Origin of the sequence: Photorhabdus luminescens subsp. luminescens, assembly GCF_001083805.1 — a bacterium.
Lineage (GTDB): Bacteria > Pseudomonadota > Gammaproteobacteria > Enterobacterales > Enterobacteriaceae > Photorhabdus > Photorhabdus luminescens.
This window is the reverse complement of sequence record NZ_JXSK01000004.1, coordinates 48,512-68,083: the sequence shown is the minus strand read 5'-3', so window position 1 is coordinate 68,083 and position 19,572 is coordinate 48,512. Positions and strand designations below refer to the sequence as shown.

General features: G+C 37.2%; 16 protein-coding genes and 2 pseudogenes. 11 read left to right on the top strand and 7 right to left on the bottom strand.

Annotated features, from left to right (window positions below; all coding sequences use genetic code 11):
- Positions 1 to 381: 381 nt before the first annotated feature.
- The 3 genes from TI10_RS11350 to TI10_RS25625 form a co-directional block, all read right to left on the bottom strand.
- A complete protein-coding gene (locus TI10_RS11350) occupies positions 382 to 1,488 on the bottom strand; it encodes a lipase family protein (RefSeq protein WP_049583470.1) in 1,107 nt (368 codons plus the stop codon).
- Between the two features lie 499 nt (positions 1,489 to 1,987).
- Entirely contained in the window at positions 1,988 to 2,824 is an 837-nt protein-coding gene (sseA, locus tag TI10_RS11345; RefSeq protein ID WP_049583469.1) for a 3-mercaptopyruvate sulfurtransferase, read from the bottom strand.
- 63 nt (positions 2,825 to 2,887) lie between these two features.
- Positions 2,888 to 3,049 carry a hypothetical protein gene (locus TI10_RS25625; RefSeq protein ID WP_167337841.1) on the bottom strand — a complete coding sequence of 54 codons (162 nt, stop codon included), beginning with the start codon at positions 3,047 to 3,049 and terminating at the stop codon, positions 2,888 to 2,890.
- A 183-nt stretch (positions 3,050 to 3,232) separates the two neighbouring features.
- On the opposite strand from TI10_RS25625, the gene dinG reads away from it, so the two are divergent.
- Entirely contained in the window at positions 3,233 to 5,380 is a 2,148-nt protein-coding gene (gene dinG, locus TI10_RS11340; protein ID WP_049583468.1) for an ATP-dependent DNA helicase DinG, read from the top strand.
- A 174-nt stretch (positions 5,381 to 5,554) separates the two neighbouring features.
- On the opposite strand, the gene TI10_RS11335 is transcribed toward dinG, so the two are convergent.
- The 3 genes from TI10_RS11335 to rhtA form a co-directional block, all read right to left on the bottom strand.
- Positions 5,555 to 5,776, bottom strand: a complete 222-nt coding sequence (locus TI10_RS11335; RefSeq protein WP_049583467.1) for an alkylphosphonate utilization protein — start codon at positions 5,774 to 5,776, stop codon at positions 5,555 to 5,557.
- A 218-nt stretch (positions 5,777 to 5,994) separates the two neighbouring features.
- Positions 5,995 to 6,501 (bottom strand): DNA starvation/stationary phase protection protein Dps, encoded by a 507-nt coding sequence (gene dps, locus TI10_RS11330; RefSeq protein ID WP_049583466.1) that lies wholly within the window; start codon positions 6,499 to 6,501, stop codon positions 5,995 to 5,997.
- 290 nt (positions 6,502 to 6,791) lie between these two features.
- Positions 6,792 to 7,685 carry a threonine/homoserine exporter RhtA gene (gene rhtA, locus TI10_RS11325; protein WP_049583465.1) on the bottom strand — a complete coding sequence of 298 codons (894 nt, stop codon included), beginning with the start codon at positions 7,683 to 7,685 and terminating at the stop codon, positions 6,792 to 6,794.
- A 556-nt stretch (positions 7,686 to 8,241) separates the two neighbouring features.
- Between rhtA and TI10_RS11320 the strand changes: the two genes are divergently transcribed.
- Positions 8,242 to 8,805: an LOG family protein gene (locus tag TI10_RS11320; RefSeq protein ID WP_049583464.1), complete on the top strand. Its 564-nt coding sequence runs from the start codon at positions 8,242 to 8,244 to the stop codon at positions 8,803 to 8,805.
- A 171-nt stretch (positions 8,806 to 8,976) separates the two neighbouring features.
- Here TI10_RS11320 and TI10_RS11315 read toward each other — a convergent pair whose 3' ends face one another.
- On the bottom strand, positions 8,977 to 9,387 hold the full coding sequence (locus TI10_RS11315) for a hypothetical protein (RefSeq protein WP_049583463.1): 411 nt from the start codon (positions 9,385 to 9,387) through the stop codon (positions 8,977 to 8,979).
- Positions 9,388 to 10,423: 1,036 nt separating this feature from the next.
- On the opposite strand from TI10_RS11315, the gene TI10_RS11310 reads away from it, so the two are divergent.
- The 9 genes and pseudogenes from TI10_RS11310 (at position 10,424) to TI10_RS11275 (ending at position 19,530) form a co-directional block, all read left to right on the top strand.
- Positions 10,424 to 11,026, top strand: a complete 603-nt coding sequence (locus TI10_RS11310; protein WP_049583462.1) for a TetR/AcrR family transcriptional regulator — start codon at positions 10,424 to 10,426, stop codon at positions 11,024 to 11,026.
- A 122-nt stretch (positions 11,027 to 11,148) separates the two neighbouring features.
- Complete coding sequence (locus TI10_RS11305; protein WP_049583461.1) at positions 11,149 to 12,186, top strand: NADP-dependent oxidoreductase; 1,038 nt, start codon at positions 11,149 to 11,151, stop codon at positions 12,184 to 12,186.
- 132 nt (positions 12,187 to 12,318) lie between these two features.
- A complete protein-coding gene (aac(6'), locus tag TI10_RS11300) occupies positions 12,319 to 12,813 on the top strand; it encodes an aminoglycoside 6'-N-acetyltransferase (RefSeq protein WP_080985048.1) in 495 nt (164 codons plus the stop codon).
- 184 nt (positions 12,814 to 12,997) lie between these two features.
- Positions 12,998 to 13,141, top strand: a pseudogene (locus tag TI10_RS26640) (IS1595 family transposase); the annotation flags it as partial.
- Between the two features lie 104 nt (positions 13,142 to 13,245).
- Positions 13,246 to 13,392 (top strand): annotated as a pseudogene (locus TI10_RS25950) (IS1595 family transposase); the annotation flags it as partial.
- Between the two features lie 442 nt (positions 13,393 to 13,834).
- Positions 13,835 to 14,929, top strand: coding sequence for a SagB/ThcOx family dehydrogenase (locus tag TI10_RS11290; protein ID WP_049583460.1), 1,095 nt, complete (start codon positions 13,835 to 13,837; stop codon positions 14,927 to 14,929).
- Complete coding sequence (locus tag TI10_RS11285; RefSeq protein WP_049583459.1) at positions 14,926 to 16,479, top strand: carbamoyltransferase C-terminal domain-containing protein; 1,554 nt, start codon at positions 14,926 to 14,928, stop codon at positions 16,477 to 16,479. Before TI10_RS11290 ends, TI10_RS11285 begins: the two co-directional genes overlap by 4 nt.
- Before the next feature lie 17 nt (positions 16,480 to 16,496).
- A complete protein-coding gene (locus TI10_RS11280; protein ID WP_049583458.1) occupies positions 16,497 to 17,693 on the top strand; it encodes an MFS transporter in 1,197 nt (398 codons plus the stop codon).
- 241 nt (positions 17,694 to 17,934) lie between these two features.
- The gene (locus TI10_RS11275; RefSeq protein WP_049583457.1) at positions 17,935 to 19,530 is read left to right on the top strand and encodes an ABC-F family ATPase; all 1,596 of its coding nucleotides are present in this window, start codon (positions 17,935 to 17,937) and stop codon (positions 19,528 to 19,530) included.
- Positions 19,531 to 19,572: the final 42 nt, after the last annotated feature.

Genomic DNA, 19,572 nt, shown 5'->3' with positions numbered 1-19,572 from the left:
TAATAATAACTTTTAAATCTGTCAAATAATTACATGGTTTTTTTGATATTTTTTTCATTTGGAAAATATAAATTATTTATTTTGAAATTAAAAGTAAACTATCATAATTATATATTTAATAATCATGTGTAAATATTATTGTTATCTTTTTGGATTATTTTTTCTCAAGAATTATAATATATAAATAGCGTTGAGATTATCTCTGTGAATAATTTCATTGAAAATGATTGTAAATCATTGGTATTCACATGATATATTGGGGAAAGTGATTCTTTATTATATTTTAATAATTATCGTTTAATGGAACCTTTGTAATAAGGCTCCATTAAATTTAGATGAAATATAGGTAAAGTGTAATTAATTTATGCGACATTAATATTATCATTCAGGCAGAGGTATCTGTAAAAAATAATCTACAATATCTTGAGATAGGTTACTGTTAACAACCACAAGATCATCAATAGGTGGTTGAGTACCGTCATTAACTTCCACTAAATTCATGCCATATTGATTAGCGTAGGCTTTAATATGTTGAAAAACAACTTGCTTATTGAGATCTAATTTTAAAATAGGTGCCGTAAAAGATAAATCTGGCGTGAGTTTGGTGTAATTCTTATCTTTTACAAGCAGAACAATATTTTTAAATCTGTTAATTAGTTTCTCATCTAATTTAATTAATGGCTCATAGATAGTTGGAATTTTTTCTAATCCATCCAGGTTCCAGATGAGGGAAATGACATCTTTTTGATTATGAACCCTTAAGAAATGGCTTTTATAGCTGGTTGCTGACGAGTGGTTAAAAACAGATTTAATGTAAGAGGCAAAAACGTCATTACCGGTATTTGGATTGGCGAAAGAGCAAACATGAATACGAATATTATTGTTACCCTTATTAAGGTATAAGCGTTTTAAATATAATCCAAGTGTAGAGGCGAGAATACCACCTAAACTGTGCCCGGTGATGGTAATATTATGTATGCCTTTTTCCGAAGCAATTTTATTAATTGCTTCAATGAGTGATTCTCCATGACCAGGAATATTGTTACTTTTTACTTGATTAACAATATAGTTTAATGCTATGTGGGTTCCATAAGAGATCTTAGCGTCTTTAAACTCTTCAGGAATGTTTTGATCCCAAAGTGACCAATTCACAGTTTCGTGTATAGCGAAGTTTTCAACCTGCCAGTTGACATCAGACCATGATCCACGGATAACGATGCGATAATCGTGGGGAATTTTGCGATTTTTTACCATGAATAAAACGTGGTCGTCCTTATTATCTTTGGTGTTTTTTCCATTATCAACACGAAAAACAGCGGGTCCCCAAATAATAGAGAATCTATTGGCAGTGACTTTGCTCTTTTCCAATGATGCTTGAATATTTTCCGCAACCATAGTCGGTTCTGGTTTTTCGGTTATGATACTTCCTGCACCACTGATAAAGCTGAGTGCGAGATTTATTCTTTGATCTTTAAGAGAAATAGTCATTTTTACTCTCCATTTTTATGATATAAATGTTGATATTGTGTTTTGGTAAAAACATTAATATTCAACTCTTTCGGTACTGAGCGCATTAGGATGTTTTATTTTTCTTGCTTTGTCGTAAAGAGTTTAAATCTATTTTGATGTTTATCTCTTCACTGCTACTTCATGCCCACGATTTGTTGACAAGAATGACTTGCAATATTAATTCCTGTTGAAATAGTAGCTTAATCTTATTTTTAAATAAAAAACAGAGTTGAATTTTAAGTTGATAATAATAATATTTAAATTTATAAATATATTTGTTTCATTATTTTGTGTAACTCTGATTGACAAAAAATAATATTAACTGATAAGTGTAAAATGAAATTAATAAATAGGATGGTGAAATATAACAATATGGAAGTTATTTTTTTGGGAGACTGTTTGATTTTCTGTGAATATATCTATTTGTTTATATTGAATAATTAAAGGGCATAGAATAAATATGCCCTATGGCATTTAATTATTTTTCAAGCGGCAAAGCATCATCTGCTCCCCATTCAGCCCATGAGCCATCATATAAATAAACATCTTGCTTGCCGATGATATCCAAACCCAGTACCAAAACAGCAGCGGTCATACCTGAACCACAACTGGCAATAACTGGTTTGTTTAAATCGACATCTTGTTTATGGAAAATATTTGTAATTTCGCTTGCCGATTTAAAGTGACCATTTTCTACTAACATGTTCCACGGAACGTTTTTACTACCGGGAATATGGCCCATTCTTAATCCGGGACGTGGTTCAGGGGCTTTAGCTTGAAAACGGTCTGTTGCTCTGGCATCGACAATTTGGGTTTGTGGATCATTGAGCGAATCCAGAATGTGTTCCAGGGATTTCACTTTGTCAGCATCTAAATCGGCATTAAAGATCTGAGGATTGCGTTGTACTTCACCGGATTCTGTCGAAAATCCTGCTTGTTGCCAGCCTTGTAAACCGCCATCAAGGATACGGACGTTATGACTACCGAATATTTTAAATGTCCACCATGCGCGAGGGGCAGAGAACATATTGCCTTGGTCATAAATCACGACTAAATGATTTTCGCTGATGCCCATTGCGCCAACAGCCTGACTGAAAGTTTGTGGATCGGGCAGCATATGAGGCAATCCACTTTGATGATTGGCAACTTTGTCTAAATCAAAAAATTGGGCGCCGGGGATGTGGGTATCCAGCCAAAGTTTATGGCAATCAATTTGTTGAGGTGGTGGTGGGGCAGTTGCATCAAGGATGACGAGATTCTCATCATCAAGATGATCTTTTAGCCATTGTGGAGTGACAAAGTATGCGTTATTCATGGGGGTTCCTCACTTGACACGAAGATGAATTGGATACAAAGATAAAATGAGTGTCACGGCCTGTTATTGTTGTTGTATCGGCGCTGTGGTGGTCTCTTGCTGTTGACTAATTGGTGATTCTATCGGTGTGGTCGAGCGGGTATACATATTAAGACCCGCCAAGAATACGCCGCCAATTGAACCAAATGCAAAGATAGCGATGAAAATGATAGGGAACTTTTTCATTATTGTTCTCAGGTGTTGTAGAAAATAGGAAGTATATAGCGTTCTGAATAGCTGGCAAGGTGTTCACCAATTTAATGAATGTGTATTAAATTAGCGAGTTGGTTGATTGTCGCCTCGACATGAAGCTGATTTCATTTCTGCTCTGTGGGACAATAGCGCCCCGGTTGTATGGCAGAGAATTCAATGGCACTTTCTAATTCAATAAAAAATCAGATAAGTCAGTGGTATAAAGCATTACCTCAACATATTAATGGTTTTATTTCCCGTGCTCCTCAGCGACAGATGATTGCCGAAGTTGCAAAAACGCTTGCGGATCAAGAAGGGCGCCATTTGGTTATTGAGGCGCCAACCGGCATCGGTAAAACCCTTTCTTACCTGCTACCTGGCATTGCTATCAGTAGGGCGGAAAGTAAGCCATTGGTCGTAAGTACGGCGAATGTCGCTTTACAAGATCAGATTTACAGTAAAGACCTGCCACTGCTGCGTAAAATTATTCCCGATCTGAAATTTGCCGGTGTTTTTGGTCGTGGTCGTTATGTCTGCCCACGCAATCTTGAAGCTATCTGTGCAACCGATAGCGAGCAGATCGATCTGATGTTTTTGGTTGAAGACAAAACAGAGCTTGCTAATAGCGAAGAGAAGGAGTTGTGTCGTCAGTTGCGTAGTGACTACACAACTTTTGCCTGGGATGGAGTGCGTGATCACCATAAATTGGCTTTGTCTGATGCTTTGTGGGGGAAAGTGAGTACGGATAAAGCAAATTGTCTGGGGCGTAACTGTCAGTATTATCATCGTTGCCCATTTTTTATTGCTCGCCGTGAGATCGAAAATGTAGATGTGGTGATTGCTAACCATGCGTTAGTGATGGCGGCATTGGAGAGTGAATCGGTACTCCCTGATGCTAAAAATTTGCTATTGGTACTCGACGAAGGACACCATATACCGGATGTTGCCAGGGATTCTCTGGAAGTTGAGGGGGAAATCACCCTGTTTCAACTTAATGGTCAATTAGATACGTTTGTTCGTCATGTTGAGCAATATCTGGTGCAATTCCATCCGGCAAAGCCACCACGCTTAGCTAATGCCAGTCGCCTGAATGAACACAGTGAAAAGTTACGGGAGTGCTTTAAAGAACTCGCTATTATTACTCAGGCGCTGTTACCTGAAAAGAATGAAGTAGATGAGTATCTGTTCGAGATGGGTAAGTTACCGGATAACTTGCTACTTTGCTGCCAGCAGCTATTTAAACTGACCGACGGTTTACGGGGGTTGGCAGAAGCGATACTGAATGATTTGACTGAGCGAACGGCTAAACAGGATATTGTCAGATTGCATCGGTCTATTTTGCAGACCAGTCGCACACTGGGATATTTTGAAAATATGGCTAAGTTGTGGCGTTTAGCAGCGCTGGAACAGTCATCTGGGGCGCCGGTATCAAAATGGTTTAAGCGCCGTTATGAGAAAAATCAATCGCATCTCTACTTCCATTGTTCCGGTATCAGAGTCAGCGAACAGCTTAATCAACTGCTTTGGCGTAGTATTCCTCATGTAGTCGTGACATCGGCAACACTGCGTTCCTTGAATAGTTTTTCCCGTATTCAGGAGTTGACTGGGTTAACTGAAAAAGCAGGCGATCGTTTCGTTACATTGTCATCGCCTTTTGATCATATGCGACAGGGCAAACTGATTATTCCCAAAATGTCGTTGGAACCGACACTTCACAATGAAGCCGCTCATTTGCAAGAGATGGCGTGTTATTTCAGGGCTCAATTGCTGAGGCAGCAACATAAAGGTATGTTGATTTTGTTCAGCAGCCAGAGGGCAATGGATATCTTTCTCTCTTATGTGACAGATTTACGCCTGATGTTACTGGTGCAGGGGGATCAGCCACGTTATCGGTTAGTGGAAACTCATTGTCAGCGTATTAATGAAGGGCAGTGTAGCGTATTGGTCGGATTGCAATCTTTTGCGGAAGGGTTGGATTTAAAGGGGGATTATCTGTCCCAAGTTCACATTCAAAAAATCTCATTTCCGCCAGTGAATAATCCAGTCATTATTACTGAAAGCGAGTGGTTGAAATCACTTAAGCGTTATCCGTTTGAAGTGCAGAGTTTACCAAGTGCTTCTTTTAGCCTTATTCAGCAAGTAGGAAGACTTATCCGTAGTCATGAATGTTATGGTGATGTGGTGATTTATGACAGGCGTTTACTGAGCAAAAGGTATGGCCCAAGATTATTGCAGGCGCTGCCCGTTTTTCCTATTGAACAGCCGGAGGTTATTTCAGAGGCGGAAATTGGCAATATAAAAAAGATAACTGAAACTCACATCTAGCGGAAGCAAGGCGATTCTGTATGGTTTATGATAACTAGGCTATGAAGGTAATAATTGACAGAACCCAAGAATAAATCTACCCAAAATCGGAATTTATTTTCACTCTTAGCAAAAAATGCCACCCTCTTTATAGGGGCGGCTAATTTGGTAAATATAATTAATAAAAAAGGCGATTTATCCTACTTTTTTCAGAAAACAGGTTTTCAATACTAATCCTCTGATTTTATCTGTGTTACATTCGACTTCATCTTCACGATGAGTAAGACGGATATTTTTAATCAAAGTGCCGCGCTTTAACGTTGCTGATGTGCCTTTTACTTTTAAATCTTTGATGACCTGTACAGAATCGCCATCATTAAGTACGGTGCCATTACTGTCTTTTACTTCGTTATCCATTTTATTATTTCCTCAAGTTATTTCTGAAAATAAGTGTGGATTATAGACAATTTGTGCTGATTTTTAAAGAATATAGTGGAATTTGTCCATGTAGAGGGTTTTTTATGATGTTTTGCCGCATTGGAGTATTGGATAATGAAAGGCCAATATAAACAGGCCCCCGTTGTTAACAGGAGCCTGTAAGTCTTAGAGCTCTTAATATGACGGCTCTTTATATTTTACTGCTCAACGCTTGCTTCAATAAACCATAAGAATTTGTCGAGATCACGGGAGGCGGCGGTTAACATATCTGCGGTGTTTTCATCCTCAACTTCATCCATCGCTTTACGAATATCATTAGCGACAACAGCATAACGGTCGGCTAATGCTTTTAGATGATCCTGCACGTCATGGATATTTGTTGGGTAGCTTTTCAGTACAGTGTGTCTATTAACTTCTTGTACGATGCCGAGAGCTATTCCTCCAAGTTGTACGACTCTTTCGGCAAAAGTATCTGTATGTTCAGTAATTGTGGCGCGAAAGGTATCCAGCATTTCATGGATGGAAATGAAATTTCTGCCGCGCATGTTCCAATGTGCTTGTTTGGTAAGTAGCGAAAGATCAATAAATTGGATCACCATATGGTTCAGAATTTCAATTGTTTCCTGTTTAATATCATCATCGATATCATTACGCGTATAAAGTAGTGTGGATATCCCTGATTTGACTAATTTAGCTGTTTCCATAATAATTTTCTCTTGGTGTTGAAGGTGTGAATAATAGATTTTTTATTGATGAGATGAATGTAACTCGATATCAGATTTAAATCATATAGCTTATCCCTATTAAATCAATAGTTCATTTTTATAGGAAAATATTTACCATGAAATTTTTAGGATAATATTGAAAAATATAATAATTTATTAGGTGGATTTATGTAAGGCATTTAATCATGAATGATGATTTTTTATTGATAAAAAACCGGAGAATAATTTTATTACTCCGGTTTTCTTTTTATCTCGATTAAATGAAATGATTAATCGACTGAGGTGATTTTAGGTTTTCCTTTTATCGTTGATGTAGAACCGATAGAGGCGAAAATAATACAGAACAGCGCTAGCCATTGAGTCATAGTTAAATGTTCATTCAGAAACACAATACCGGATAGCGCACCTAGTGCGGGTTCAAGGCTCATCAGAGTACCAAATGTTTGTGCCGGTAAACGAGTCAGAGCGATCATTTCCAGTGTATATGGGAATGCAGTAGACAGAATGGCAATTGCCAGCGCCAGAGGGAGAATAGATATATCAAATAATAGTTCCGGCCCTGTTTGTATCAAACCGACAGGGAAAAATATCATAGCAGCGATAAATGAACCAATAGATACAGTTGCTGCTCCATAACCTGCACCAGCGCGTTGGCCGAAAATAATATACAGTGCCCAGCAAACACCCGCGCTAAGTGCGTAAATAATCCCTATGGGATCTAAACTATCAATATTATTATTGCCAATGGGTAGCAGGAAAGCTAAGCCGGCGATAACCAATGCCACCCAAAGAAAATCTATTGGCCGGCGCGATGAGAACATAGCTACAGCCAGTGGACCAGTGAATTCAAGAGCCACGGCAATGCCTAAAGGAATAGTTGTCAGCGCCATGTAAAATGTGTAATTCATTGCGCCAAGAGCAATACCATATGTAAGCAGCGGCATGATTGATTTTCGGCTAAAACGCAGGCGCCAGGGTTTAAAAATAATAAACAGAATGATAGTTCCAATACCCAGGCGCAGTGCGGTAACGCCCGGTGCGCCGATGACCGGAAATAGTGTTTTGGCAAGAGAAGCGCCGCTCTGAATTGATGTCATGGCAAGCAGTAACAGTATTACAGGTATTAATGGAAAGGTACTCTTTTGGAGCTTGGAAGAAGACATCCGGGCAAAACCTCAATTAAAATCAAGTGATGTGACTGATAATTTTCGCAGTGAAACGTAGATAACTCAATAGGTTTAGAGAATATAATTTTAGCGAAATATTTTTCATTTATCAGACCATATTATATGGTTATAATAAAATTAAACTTCATTATTGGAATATAATTCTAATATAAATTTACATTATATTTTAATATGTTGATAATTTAGGGATTATAAGTGATGAAGGAATTTAATACAATCTGGTTAATACTTGATTTTATATCATAATAATTAAGTATAAGTTATGATTAATGCTAATATATTGAATATGAAAAAACCATTCTGATTTTGTTTTTCTTGATATCAGCTTTATATACCCTATGGATTTCAAGATGCATCGCGACGGCAAGGGAGCGAATCCCCGGGAGCATAGAAAACTATGTGACCGGGGTGAGTGAGTGCAGCCAACAAAGAGGCAACTTGAAAGGTAACGGGTATAAGTGAGTTGTATGATGGTGATACTAACGTATAATTCTAGTTTTCATGTGAAGATAAAGTGGCAGGAGATGAGATAATGAAAAGTATTGCTGTTTATTGTGGTTCAAGTCTGGGTATATCTGAAATCTATAAAGAAAGTGTCATTATCTTCGCAAAAGAATTGGTTAAACGTAATCTTACGCTTATTTATGGCGGCGCCAGTGTGGGTATTATGGGAACTGTTGCTAATACGGTTTTGGCAGAGGGCGGGAGAGTGATTGGTGTTATTCCAACATTATTGGAAGCACGGGAAATATCACATAAAAATCTGACTGAATTATACGTTGTTGAAACGATGCATCAGCGTAAAAATAAGATGATTGAATTAGCTGATGGTTTTGTTGCTTTACCTGGCGGTTTTGGCACGTTGGAAGAGTTTAGCGAGGTATTTACCTGGAGTCAGATTGGGTTACATACGAAACCTTGCGGTATTCTTAATATTAATAACTTTTATGATCCGCTAATTGCTATGATTAATAAAATGGCTGATGAACAATTCTTGCATGAAAAATATCGTCATATGGCAATAATTGAGCAAGATCCTGCCATCTTACTCGATCGTTTTGATACTTATCGGGCGCCGTCGGTAAAAACATATTAAAAGTAGACTTATAATAAAAAAAGGGTGTTATTATGATAAGAATAAGTAAGAATTCATAATTGATTAAGATCGGAAAGAGATTGTCTCTCTATAAATAAACCATTCCTGTCGCATAAATATTTATTTAAATATTTTACTACAGGAATGGTTGTTAATATTAATGGTTAAATATTAGCTTACAATCATGTATTCTACTATTGGGTTGTTACCGCCATCTGCTGTATAGGACAAGTGTAAATCATCACCTAAATAATCGGTTGAGATTGAGTAGCTGCTGCTGCCAATCAAAGGATTGTTCCATGTAATATAGATACTATAAATTTCGCCTTTGTTATCTACAAATACATAGGTACAACGTCCTGAAACACCACCTAACAGGCTGTTTGAATCACTTCTCCAAATCGCTTTTCCAGGCGTGTTATCATTGCTTCTATTAATTACTTGAGGAGGAAGAGTGGTCCACTCACCTTGATCCAGACGGATAGAATCCTGAATAAGTTTAAGTTTATATATTGATTTGTTAGTTACTTTTGCAATAACGCTAATTGGCGCTTTTAAAGAAATTGCTTCGATCTCTGACATAATATTACCTCTTATAATTGATTTTAAAAGTATAATGAATAAATTCCAAGATTTTAATTCAACCTGTTATGGTTATATAAAATAACTTGGGATGGAACCAACTTTCTTAGCTATATTTGATAGCTTATTTTTACTTCTTATTAGAATTCCCTTTCTTCATGTTTCCTGAAATTAAATTTTTATATCTGAGTCTTTTTACTTATTACTGTCACCATTTTATTATCGTTTTTAATAATTTTATCCTTCTAAAAGATTAGAATTAAAAACAAACTATCTATTAAATGGTGTAGATAAAAAGCTTTATTTTGTCTCGATGTTTTTTAAGATACCTTTTCTCTCAGATAAAAGTCAATTTTTTTACTCTTTGTGTTTTATTATAAAATAACAACCGGTTAATTATATTTTTGTACTTAAAAACGTAGATGTAAATGATAAAATATGTCTATGTTTTTAATAAATAATATATAAAACAACTATAATGGCAAATAAAAATAGACCACTAGGTCTATGACGATTTAATAATAATTTTATTATTTTGAACATTAATTCATCATTATATTCATGAAATGTTAATGTATTGTAATATTGAATGAGTATAACTGAGTAACAGATTGTATTTATCTTGAATAGCTATAAACGTACTAATTTGATAAGTCTTTCTTATTGCTAAGAAGTTTACTGATTTATTGATTAACAGATATTTTGATAATGAGCTAATATTATATTCACTATAGGGACTATTACATCCTTGGTGAAAATATCATAGAAAAATAAAACTGTTATCAACGTAATGTCATTGGTTGTTAATATGTTTATTTGCGGTGTGGCATTATTGATTTTTCTTAATTTTTTTCTTCGTGTTTGATTTGAGGGCACACTCTGCATCAAATTAATCTGTGCTTCAGAACAACGCTATAAATCAGTAGGAAACGGGTAGCAAATGGTATTAGCGGAGAATTTCCTAACCCTTATTGCCGGCTGAAAACTTTTATTTTAAATTGTAGACGACTGGTCTAATTTGGTATAAGTTGTATCTATGCAAACGAATAAAAATCCCCAAGATATCCGTCAGCACATCCTTGATATTGCTCAACAAGTTATTGGATGTAAAGGCTTTTCAGCCGTCGGACTTAATGAAATTTTAAAAGCGGCAGAAGTGCCGAAAGGCTCGTTTTACCACTATTTTGCGTCGAAAGATGCATTTGGCGCCGCTATGCTTGAAGATTACTTTACCCACCATCTTGAAAGGATGGATAACATTATGGCGCGTAAGGAATGGACAGCGAAAGAGAACTTAATGCAGTACTGGCAAGGCTGGTTGGAGCCGTTGGGAGAAGACGGCACTGTCGGTGGGCAAAAGTGTTTGGTAGTTAAGCTCGGTGCTGAGGTGAGTGATCTATCCGTAGCGATGCGTCTGGTGTTGGAGGATGGGACAAAGAATATCATTATGCGTCTTGCCTCTGTAGTGGAAAACATTGTCCATGAGGGTGGATTGGATTGTGCTGTTGAGGAAGCTTTCCCGCTGGCTGAGGCGCTATATCAGATTTGGTTAGGAGCGAGTCTGGTGGCGAAGATCACCCAGAATAGCGCACCGTTACAAAGTGCTATGGCTACCACCAAGCGATTATTGAATGCATAGCGAATAAAAACACTGTTGGAAGTCACTATTCATCAGTGTTTTTTTATATCTAATGGTTAGACGACTGGTCTACTTTTTAGGTATCCCAATGACACTGACTTTAATGTTGAAGGAGAAGATGAATGTTTCAAACACAACAAACAAATCGCCGGATCGTCCTGGCTTCACGTCCGCATGGTTCCCCGACATTGACCGATTTTCGTCTGGAACAGCAACCTATCCCTGAAATAAAGGAGAAAGAGCTACTGTTACGCAGCGTTTTTCTTTCGCTAGATCCTTACATGCGTGGACGAATGAGTGATAAACCATCTTATGAGCCGCCGGTGGAGCTTGATAGCGTTATGGTTGGCGCAACAGTGAGTCGGGTAGTGTCTTCAAATCATTCGAGATATCAAGTTGGTGATTGGGTACTTGCATATAGTGGTTGGCAGGATTATGCCATTTCCGATGGTCGTGGCTTGATGAACTTAGGACAATCACCGGTTCACCCATCCTATAGATTAGGCGTATTGGGGATGCCCGGTTTTACAGCCTATCTGGGATTGTTGGATATCGGCCAACCTAAGGCCGGTGAAACGTTGGTTGTCGCTGCGGCAACGGGGCCGGTTGGCGCGACGGTTGGTCAGATCGGCAAGCTCAAAGGTTGTTATGTTGTTGGCGTAGCAGGTGGTACGGAAAAGTGCCGTCATGCTGTTGATGTATTGGGATTCGATGTTTGTCTTGACCACCATGCTCCAGACTTTGCGGATCAGTTGTCCAAGGTTTGCCCGAAGGGGATCGATATTTATTTTGAAAATGTGGGCGGCAAGATATTTGACGCTGTTTTACCGTTATTGAATGATTTTGCTCGCATTCCACTTTGCGGGATGGTGTCTCACTACAACGCCACTAGCCTCCCGGAAGGGCCAGATCGTTTGTTTTTGTTGATGGATCAATTACTGCGGAAACGAATTCGGATAGAGGGATTCATTATTTTGGATCATTATGCTCGGCGTTTTGGCGAGTTTTTACATGATATGTCCACATGGCTGGATGAAGGCAGGATAAAATATCGCGAAGAGGTGGTATCAGGTTTGGAAAATGCTCCAGAAGCGTTTATTGGCCTGTTACAAGGTCACAATTTCGGCAAGTTGGTCGTCCGCGTCGGCCCTGATAATTAAGTGCTACAAGCAAGCCTTTGAGTTGGAGGAGCGCCCAGGGTATTAGGGTTGCTCCTAAAGTTTTGAGTCTGTTTTAGTGAATAAATTTGCAGTATGATATAAGTTAAATAAGAAAAAATGTCTGAGTCAAAAATGGATAATCAATATCAGCAAGCATCGTATATTCAGTTGGAAAATAATCTCTATCAAATTGTCGTGAATAACAGCCATAATTTTGATGAATGGTTGTATTTGCGGAGTTCATTATGGCCCACGGCATCAAAAGAAGAGCACTGCGAAGAAATGACCTCGATTTTGCATTCTGATAACCAGATTGCTTTTATGATCCAATCGGATTTAGGTGATTTTTGCGGTTTTGCAGAAGCTTCATTGCGTTTTGAATATGTCAATGGGTGCAATTCCTCTCCGGTAGCTTACCTTGAAGGGATCTATATTTCCCCGGAATTCAGAAGAAAGGGTTTAGCAACCCGACTTATAGCGCATATTAAAAATTGGGCTAAGGATCATGGATGTACTGAAATGGCATCAGATGCTGATATAAATAATGAAGAATCACTGGCTCTTCATTTGTCTCTTGGGTTTGTTGAGACAGAAAGGGTGGTTTTTTTTAAGAAGTTAATTGAATAGGAATAAATGAAGAGAAAGGGGAGTTTCTATTAAATCAGTTAATGAGTGATTTGAAATATTTTTTATGGATTTTTTAATTTATTGAGAAGTATATTAAAGTTAATTTTCTATAATGATATTTTTAACTATTTTTATGTAATTAAAGGGGTTGTCCTAGATAAGTCATTTAATCTAGGACATCTAAATGAGAAAAAGTCGGATTAGCCAATACAAGCAAAAACGTTTTCAGGAGCTCTTTGCGGCGGGGGCTACAGTTCGCACTGTGGCAGAGTTAATTGGTGTCAACAAGACGACTTTTGCTTACTATTTTCATCGCCTAATAGTCCTTAGTGCTGATTATATCGATGAAAATTCTATGTTTGAAGGTCAAGATAGACGAAAGCTATTTCAGAGGAAAACAACTATAATATGGAGTTTGTAGATGCTAAAAATCGTCAAAACCATATCAATGGGATAGAAAATTTTTGGAACTAGGCCAAACATCATATGCGTAGATCTAATGCCATATTAAAGGAATATTTTGAGCTCTTTCTCAAGGAATGTGAGTGGAGATGTAATACACCGGGTGTAAAAAGCTAATTTTATATTCTAAAACAAATAGTTAAAGGTAAAATATAGTCATTATCTAGGGTAGCCATTTTTTTGTATGTAATAGGCTATTTTGTGAAATTATTTAATAAATTCAATTTAATATAATAAATAACATTTTGATATATTGTGCTTGTAATTTTTTTTGATTTAATTATTTGTAAATTCTTATTTGAGCATCTATGCTTTTAAAGCATTAGTTTGTACCAATTAATGCTTATTCTTTAATAATTAGTCTTATCCTAAAATCAGGAGAAACTAGCAATGAAGAAAATCGCTATTGAACCAACTTTATCTTATCAGTCAAATGACGCATATATCCTAACTGTAGGAAAAGCTGATTAATATACGTCAGGACTGAAAATATTTAATTTATATTAATATAATGGGCAATTATCAAATTCTAATTGCCCATTTATTTGAAGAGGATAATATGAATAACAAACATGATCCTTTATTTTTCATACGCTTTATTGAAGGAAAAACGATTCTTTGGGATTACCGTAGACATATTCAATATGAGATAGATGAAAAACATATAAAAAGAATAAAAGAAATTGTTAATGGTGAACAACTAACAGATTCAGAGATAGATCAAGAAATACATGAAAGTGGAATCCTTAGTAGTGATGATAGAGACTTTAAAAAGTGGGGATGGGATTGTTTATCTCAGATATTCCACATAGGAACACAAATTGTATTAGAAGACGGCATGGATCTTTCTAAAGATGATAGCTATGAAGGCTATATAGACTATTGTTCATCAATAGTAAAAAACATTCCTGAAATGGAATATAAACGAGATGGCGAGGTAACGCCTTTACCGCAAGCAAGTAAGGATTTTTTAACTAAAATTACTTTGGCTGATGCCTTGCTGAACCGTAAAACTAGTAGAGAGTTTAAAGAAGAAAAGGTTTCACTTATTGAAGTTTCTAATACCTTATATTGGACATTTGGAGCAATTCATGGATCAAAAAGACAGGATATGGAAAACGCAGGTCTACTGCCGGTAGGTTACTGTCGAACATCTCCTTCTGGCGGTTCTCTTCAAGCAAGTGAAGCTTACTTGGTTGCTTTAAATGTAGACGGGTTATTACCGGGTGTTTATCACTATCGTTCTCATACTCATGAGCTTACATTGGTAACTGAAGATATAAATGGAGAAAAACTTGGTGGTTTACTTTGTGCACAGATGTTTGCCAAGGACCTCGCCTTTGGTGTATTTGTAACATCACGTTTTAGTAAGATGTGGTGGAAATATCCTCATTCTAGGGCATATAGAGTTGCTTTATTAGATATAGGTTGCCTCACACAGACTTTCCAGCTTGTTACAACAGGGATGCAGTTAGGATCATGGCCGACAGGATATTTCTTGGATCGTGAAATAAATAAGTTATTGAAGATAGATGAAATTGAAGAATCAGTATTATTCTTTTTAGGTGCAGGCCCCAGTTCAGGATCTCCTTTCGCATTGAATCTTATAGAAACAGCGAAGAGAAAGACTATAAATAAGGGGGCTCAATCATGAAGATTATATCGTTCAAACCTGGTCATGATGGTCATATCTCGTATCTGAAAGATAGTACACTTGCATTCTCTTATGAGGCAGAGAAAGATTCAGGGCTTAGATATTCTCCTGTTACAGCCGAGCTTTTTATTGAAACATTATCCTGTATCAATGAAAAGCCTGATGTTATAGCTCTAAGTGGGTGGTCCGTTGGAGTAGACCCACGTGGTCGTAATATTGGTGCTGGATACTTAGGTTTAGAATATCCAAAACCCAATATAATAAGCTTCTTGGGTACTGATTTGTATTATTTCACTTCCTCACATGAAAGATCTCATTTACTTGGAGCCTATGGAATGTCTCCATTTCAGCAGGGGCAGCCTTGTTACGCTCTTTTATGGGAAGGCCATATCGGTTCATTTTATTATATAGATAAGGATATTATAATAACAAAGCTTGCTAATGTGCTTCTAGATCCTGGAATCCGTTATGCTTTTGCGTATGGACTTGCTGATCCAAAGTTCAACTTTGCTAAAGGGAAAATTAGGTTAGGAGATGCAGGAAAAATGATGGCTTTAGCTGCCTACAGTGATCGTAATATAAAAAGTATTGAAGATGAAATTCTCATTGATGAATTACTTAAACCAGAATCAGCTATAGATAGCCTTTATAAAGATAACTTTAAAAACTCTCCATACTATAATGTTGGCGTTGAAAGTGTAGCTTTTAAACAATTTGCTGGTCATTTTTCTGATAAAATTTTTGAGTTTTTCTATAACTCCATAAAACCCTTTGTAAGAGAACATATTCCACTTTTGATAAGTGGAGGTTGTGGTTTAAACTGTGACTGGAATAGTAAGTGGTTGAATTGTGGAATTTTTAGCGATGTGTTTGTGCCTCCGTGTACTAACGACGTGGGCTCAGCAATCGGAACTGCAATTGATGCTCAATACCACTTTACTAAAATTGCGAAAATTCATTGGGATGTATATAGTGGTCAAGAATTTATTGATGATTTAGATGGAGTAGATGGTTTCATTATCAGGAAGCTGAATTTTAATGAAGTGGCATGTCGTCTTTTTGAAGGTAAAATAATTGCTTGGGCTAAAGGTAAAGCAGAAATAGGTCCTAGGGCATTGGGTAATCGCTCTATTCTTGCTGCTCCATTTTTAAAAGAAACGCTTAAACGGCTTAATTTAATTAAGAAACGTGAATCATTTAGGCCTATAGCGCCTATATGTCTGGAAGAAGATTTTAAATTATACTTTAATCTAAATAAACCCAGTCCTTATATGCTTTTCTTTTCAATGGTTCTAGATGGAAGATTACAAGCTATAACGCACGTAGATGGTTCATCTAGACCTCAAACTGTTAATAAATTACAAAATAAGGATATACATGAACTATTATCCTCTTTCAAAGAGGTGTCAGGCTACGGTGTTTTATGTAATACTTCATTAAACTTTAATGGGACAGGTTTTATTAATAGAACGAGTGATGTTTACAAATATGCTAAAGAGAATGATCTTGATGGCTTTGTGGTAAATGATCGTTTTTATATGAAAAAGTAAATAAAGGGATATATTGAATGTTGAATTTATTTAGAGTTAGGGGGTATCCACCATTTTTCACTTCGCGCTTCTTTAACTCAGTTGCTACATGGGTTGATTTTATTCTTATTTTTACTGTTTTGAGTTTTTCGTTTAACTTATCTGTCCGTGATCTAGGTTTAGCAGCAGCTTTATATGGTTTCCCTGGCCTATTACTTGGTCCTTTAATAGGTCAGCTAGCTGATAGAAATTCTCCGGCATTAATTTTGCTATTAAGTTCTTTTTTCCGGTTTATTACATCTTTGATTCTCGCTACTGCTACTAACCCTGATGTTTTTTTACTTGCAGTTTTTCTTAAGGGTATAAGTAATTTAGGAATGATTCCATCTGAGCAAATTATAATTAGAAAAATTCTCAGTGATGAGCAAATTGTGCATACTACTGCTTTAACCACTATTGTTGATCAATGCACCAAGATAATTTCTCCACTTATTGGTTCATCATTGGCTATTATTGATTCGTCGCAAAATGGTTTCTATTTCACAGCAATACTTGCGTTAATGTCAGCAACTTTATGTTTAAGGCTGGCAACTGTAATAGGTTGGCAAAGTAATCCCAATGCTAACCGTAGCTTATTGCCAGATTTTAAGTTCCTTTATAAGATTATTAGGAAAAACCAACAGTTTTTTTCTGCTTTTTCTGTCGTATTAATATCTTCTTTGACCCTTGGTCTATATGATTCAATATTAACTATTTTACTAAGAGAGAAGGGGCTTTTGTCCAGTGCTTTTGGCATAATTGTAAGTTTCACAGCTATAGGTGCAATATTTTGTGGTAGCATTTATAAGAAAATAAATAGTAGCTTCAGTAACGTTTCTTTAATGTTACTGGGATTGGTAGGTTTCAGCGTGACGGTAATAACGGCAGGAATATTAAGTATTCTATTCACAAAGGTTTCACTTGTGATTTTTTGCATAATTTGGTTTGTTAACGGATTTTGTTATTCCTGTATAATAATGTCATATTCTATTCTCCTCCAACGAGAAGCTCCAACAGATATGTTAGGAGTTATTTCTTCAAGTGTCCGGAGCCTGCAACTTACAGCATTAGTAACTGGCCCAGTTGTTGGTTCTTGGTTTGCCCATTATTTCAGCGTATCATTTACTTTTATTGGTGCAGGAGGTTTAGGGCTAATCTCTGCTATCTATTTTATTAGAAATTATAAAATAGTATAAGAATTACCGCTTAGTAGAAATTTACTCAATATATTAATTTGAGGACGTTTGACTATGAATGGGACTTATTTTTCAGGATCTATATTATGTGTTTCATACTACAATATAACTATATATTGCATCTCCATTAGCTTAAAGAATACCCAAAACTTCCAGCGATCTCTTAACACTATTGTGGCATAATACGCCGCTATCGATTTTTCCGATTTCCCTTTTGTTTCTAAATGTAAGAGCGAATGCAGTGTTAAGTACAAACAACATCACTATGCAATTTGGCAGTAAGCCCCTGTTTGAAAACATTTCTGTCAAGTTTGGCAACGGTAACCGTTATGGTCTGATTGGCGCTAATGGTTCTGGTAAATCCACTTTTATGAAAATCTTGGGTGGCGATCTGACGCCTACTGCCGGTAATGTCAGCATCGATCCCAATGAGCGCATTGGTAAACTGCGTCAGGATCAGTTTGCTTTTGAAGAGTACACGGTATTGGATACCGTGATTATGGGGCACACGGAACTGTGGCAGGTAAAGCAGGAGCGTGACCGCATCTATGCGATGGCGGAAATGAGTGAAGAGGATGGCTATCGCGTTGCGGATCTGGAAGTCGCTTATGGCGAGATGGATGGTTATAGTGCCGAAGCGCGAGCCGGAGAGTTGTTGCTGGGTGTTGGTATTCCAGTAGAACAGCATTACGGTTTGATGAGCGAAGTGGCGCCCGGTTGGAAATTGCGTGTATTGCTGGCTCAAGCACTGTTTTCTAATCCTGATATTCTGTTATTGGATGAACCGACGAACAACCTGGATATTGATACGATTCGTTGGTTAGAGCAAATACTGAATGAACGAAATAGCACCATGATCATTATTTCCCATGATCGTCATTTCCTGAATACAGTTTGTACTCATATGGCCGATCTTGATTACGGTGAGCTGCGTCTGTTCCCCGGTAATTATGATGAATATATGGTTGCCGCCACTCAAGCCCGTGAGCGTCTGCTAGCTGATAATGCGAAGAAGAAAGCACAGATTGCGGAATTACAATCTTTTGTCAGCCGTTTTAGCGCTAATGCTTCTAAATCAAAACAGGCGACTTCCCGTGCTCGTCAAATTGATAAAATCCAGTTGGAAGAAGTTAAAGCATCCAGCCGCCAAAATCCTTATATCCGCTTTGAGCAAGATAAGAAATTATTCCGTAATGCTCTGGAGCTGGAAGGTTTGACTAAAGGCTATGACAATGGCCCTCTGTTTAAAAATCTCAACCTATTGCTGGAAGTTGGCGAGAAAATAGCCGTTATCGGCGCTAATGGTATCGGTAAAACGACCTTCCTGAAAACATTGGTTGGCGAGGCAGAGCCAAATAGCGGCACAGTTAAATGGTCTGAAAATAGCAGCATTGGTTACTATGCTCAGGATCATGCCCATGATTTTGACTGCGATCTGACGGTTTTTGACTGGATGAGTCAATGGAAGAGAGAAGGGGATGATGAACAAGCTGTTCGGAGCGTATTAGGACGTTTGTTGTTCAGCCAGGATGACATTAAGAAAAAAGTCAAAGTATTATCGGGTGGTGAAAAAGGGCGGATGCTATTTGGTAAGTTGATGATGCAACAGCCAAATATCCTAATAATGGATGAACCAACAAACCACTTGGATATGGAGTCCATTGAATCCCTGAACCTTGCGCTTGAATTGTATAAAGGTACTTTGATATTTGTTTCTCATGATCGGGAATTTGTGAGTTCCTTGGCAAGTCGAGTTATGGAAATTAAATCTGATAAGGTTATTGATTTCAAAGGTACTTATGATGAGTATCTGAGAAGTCAGGGAATTGTTGAGTAATAATCTTATGAGATAAAATCGCCCTGGTTGAAATAACCGGGG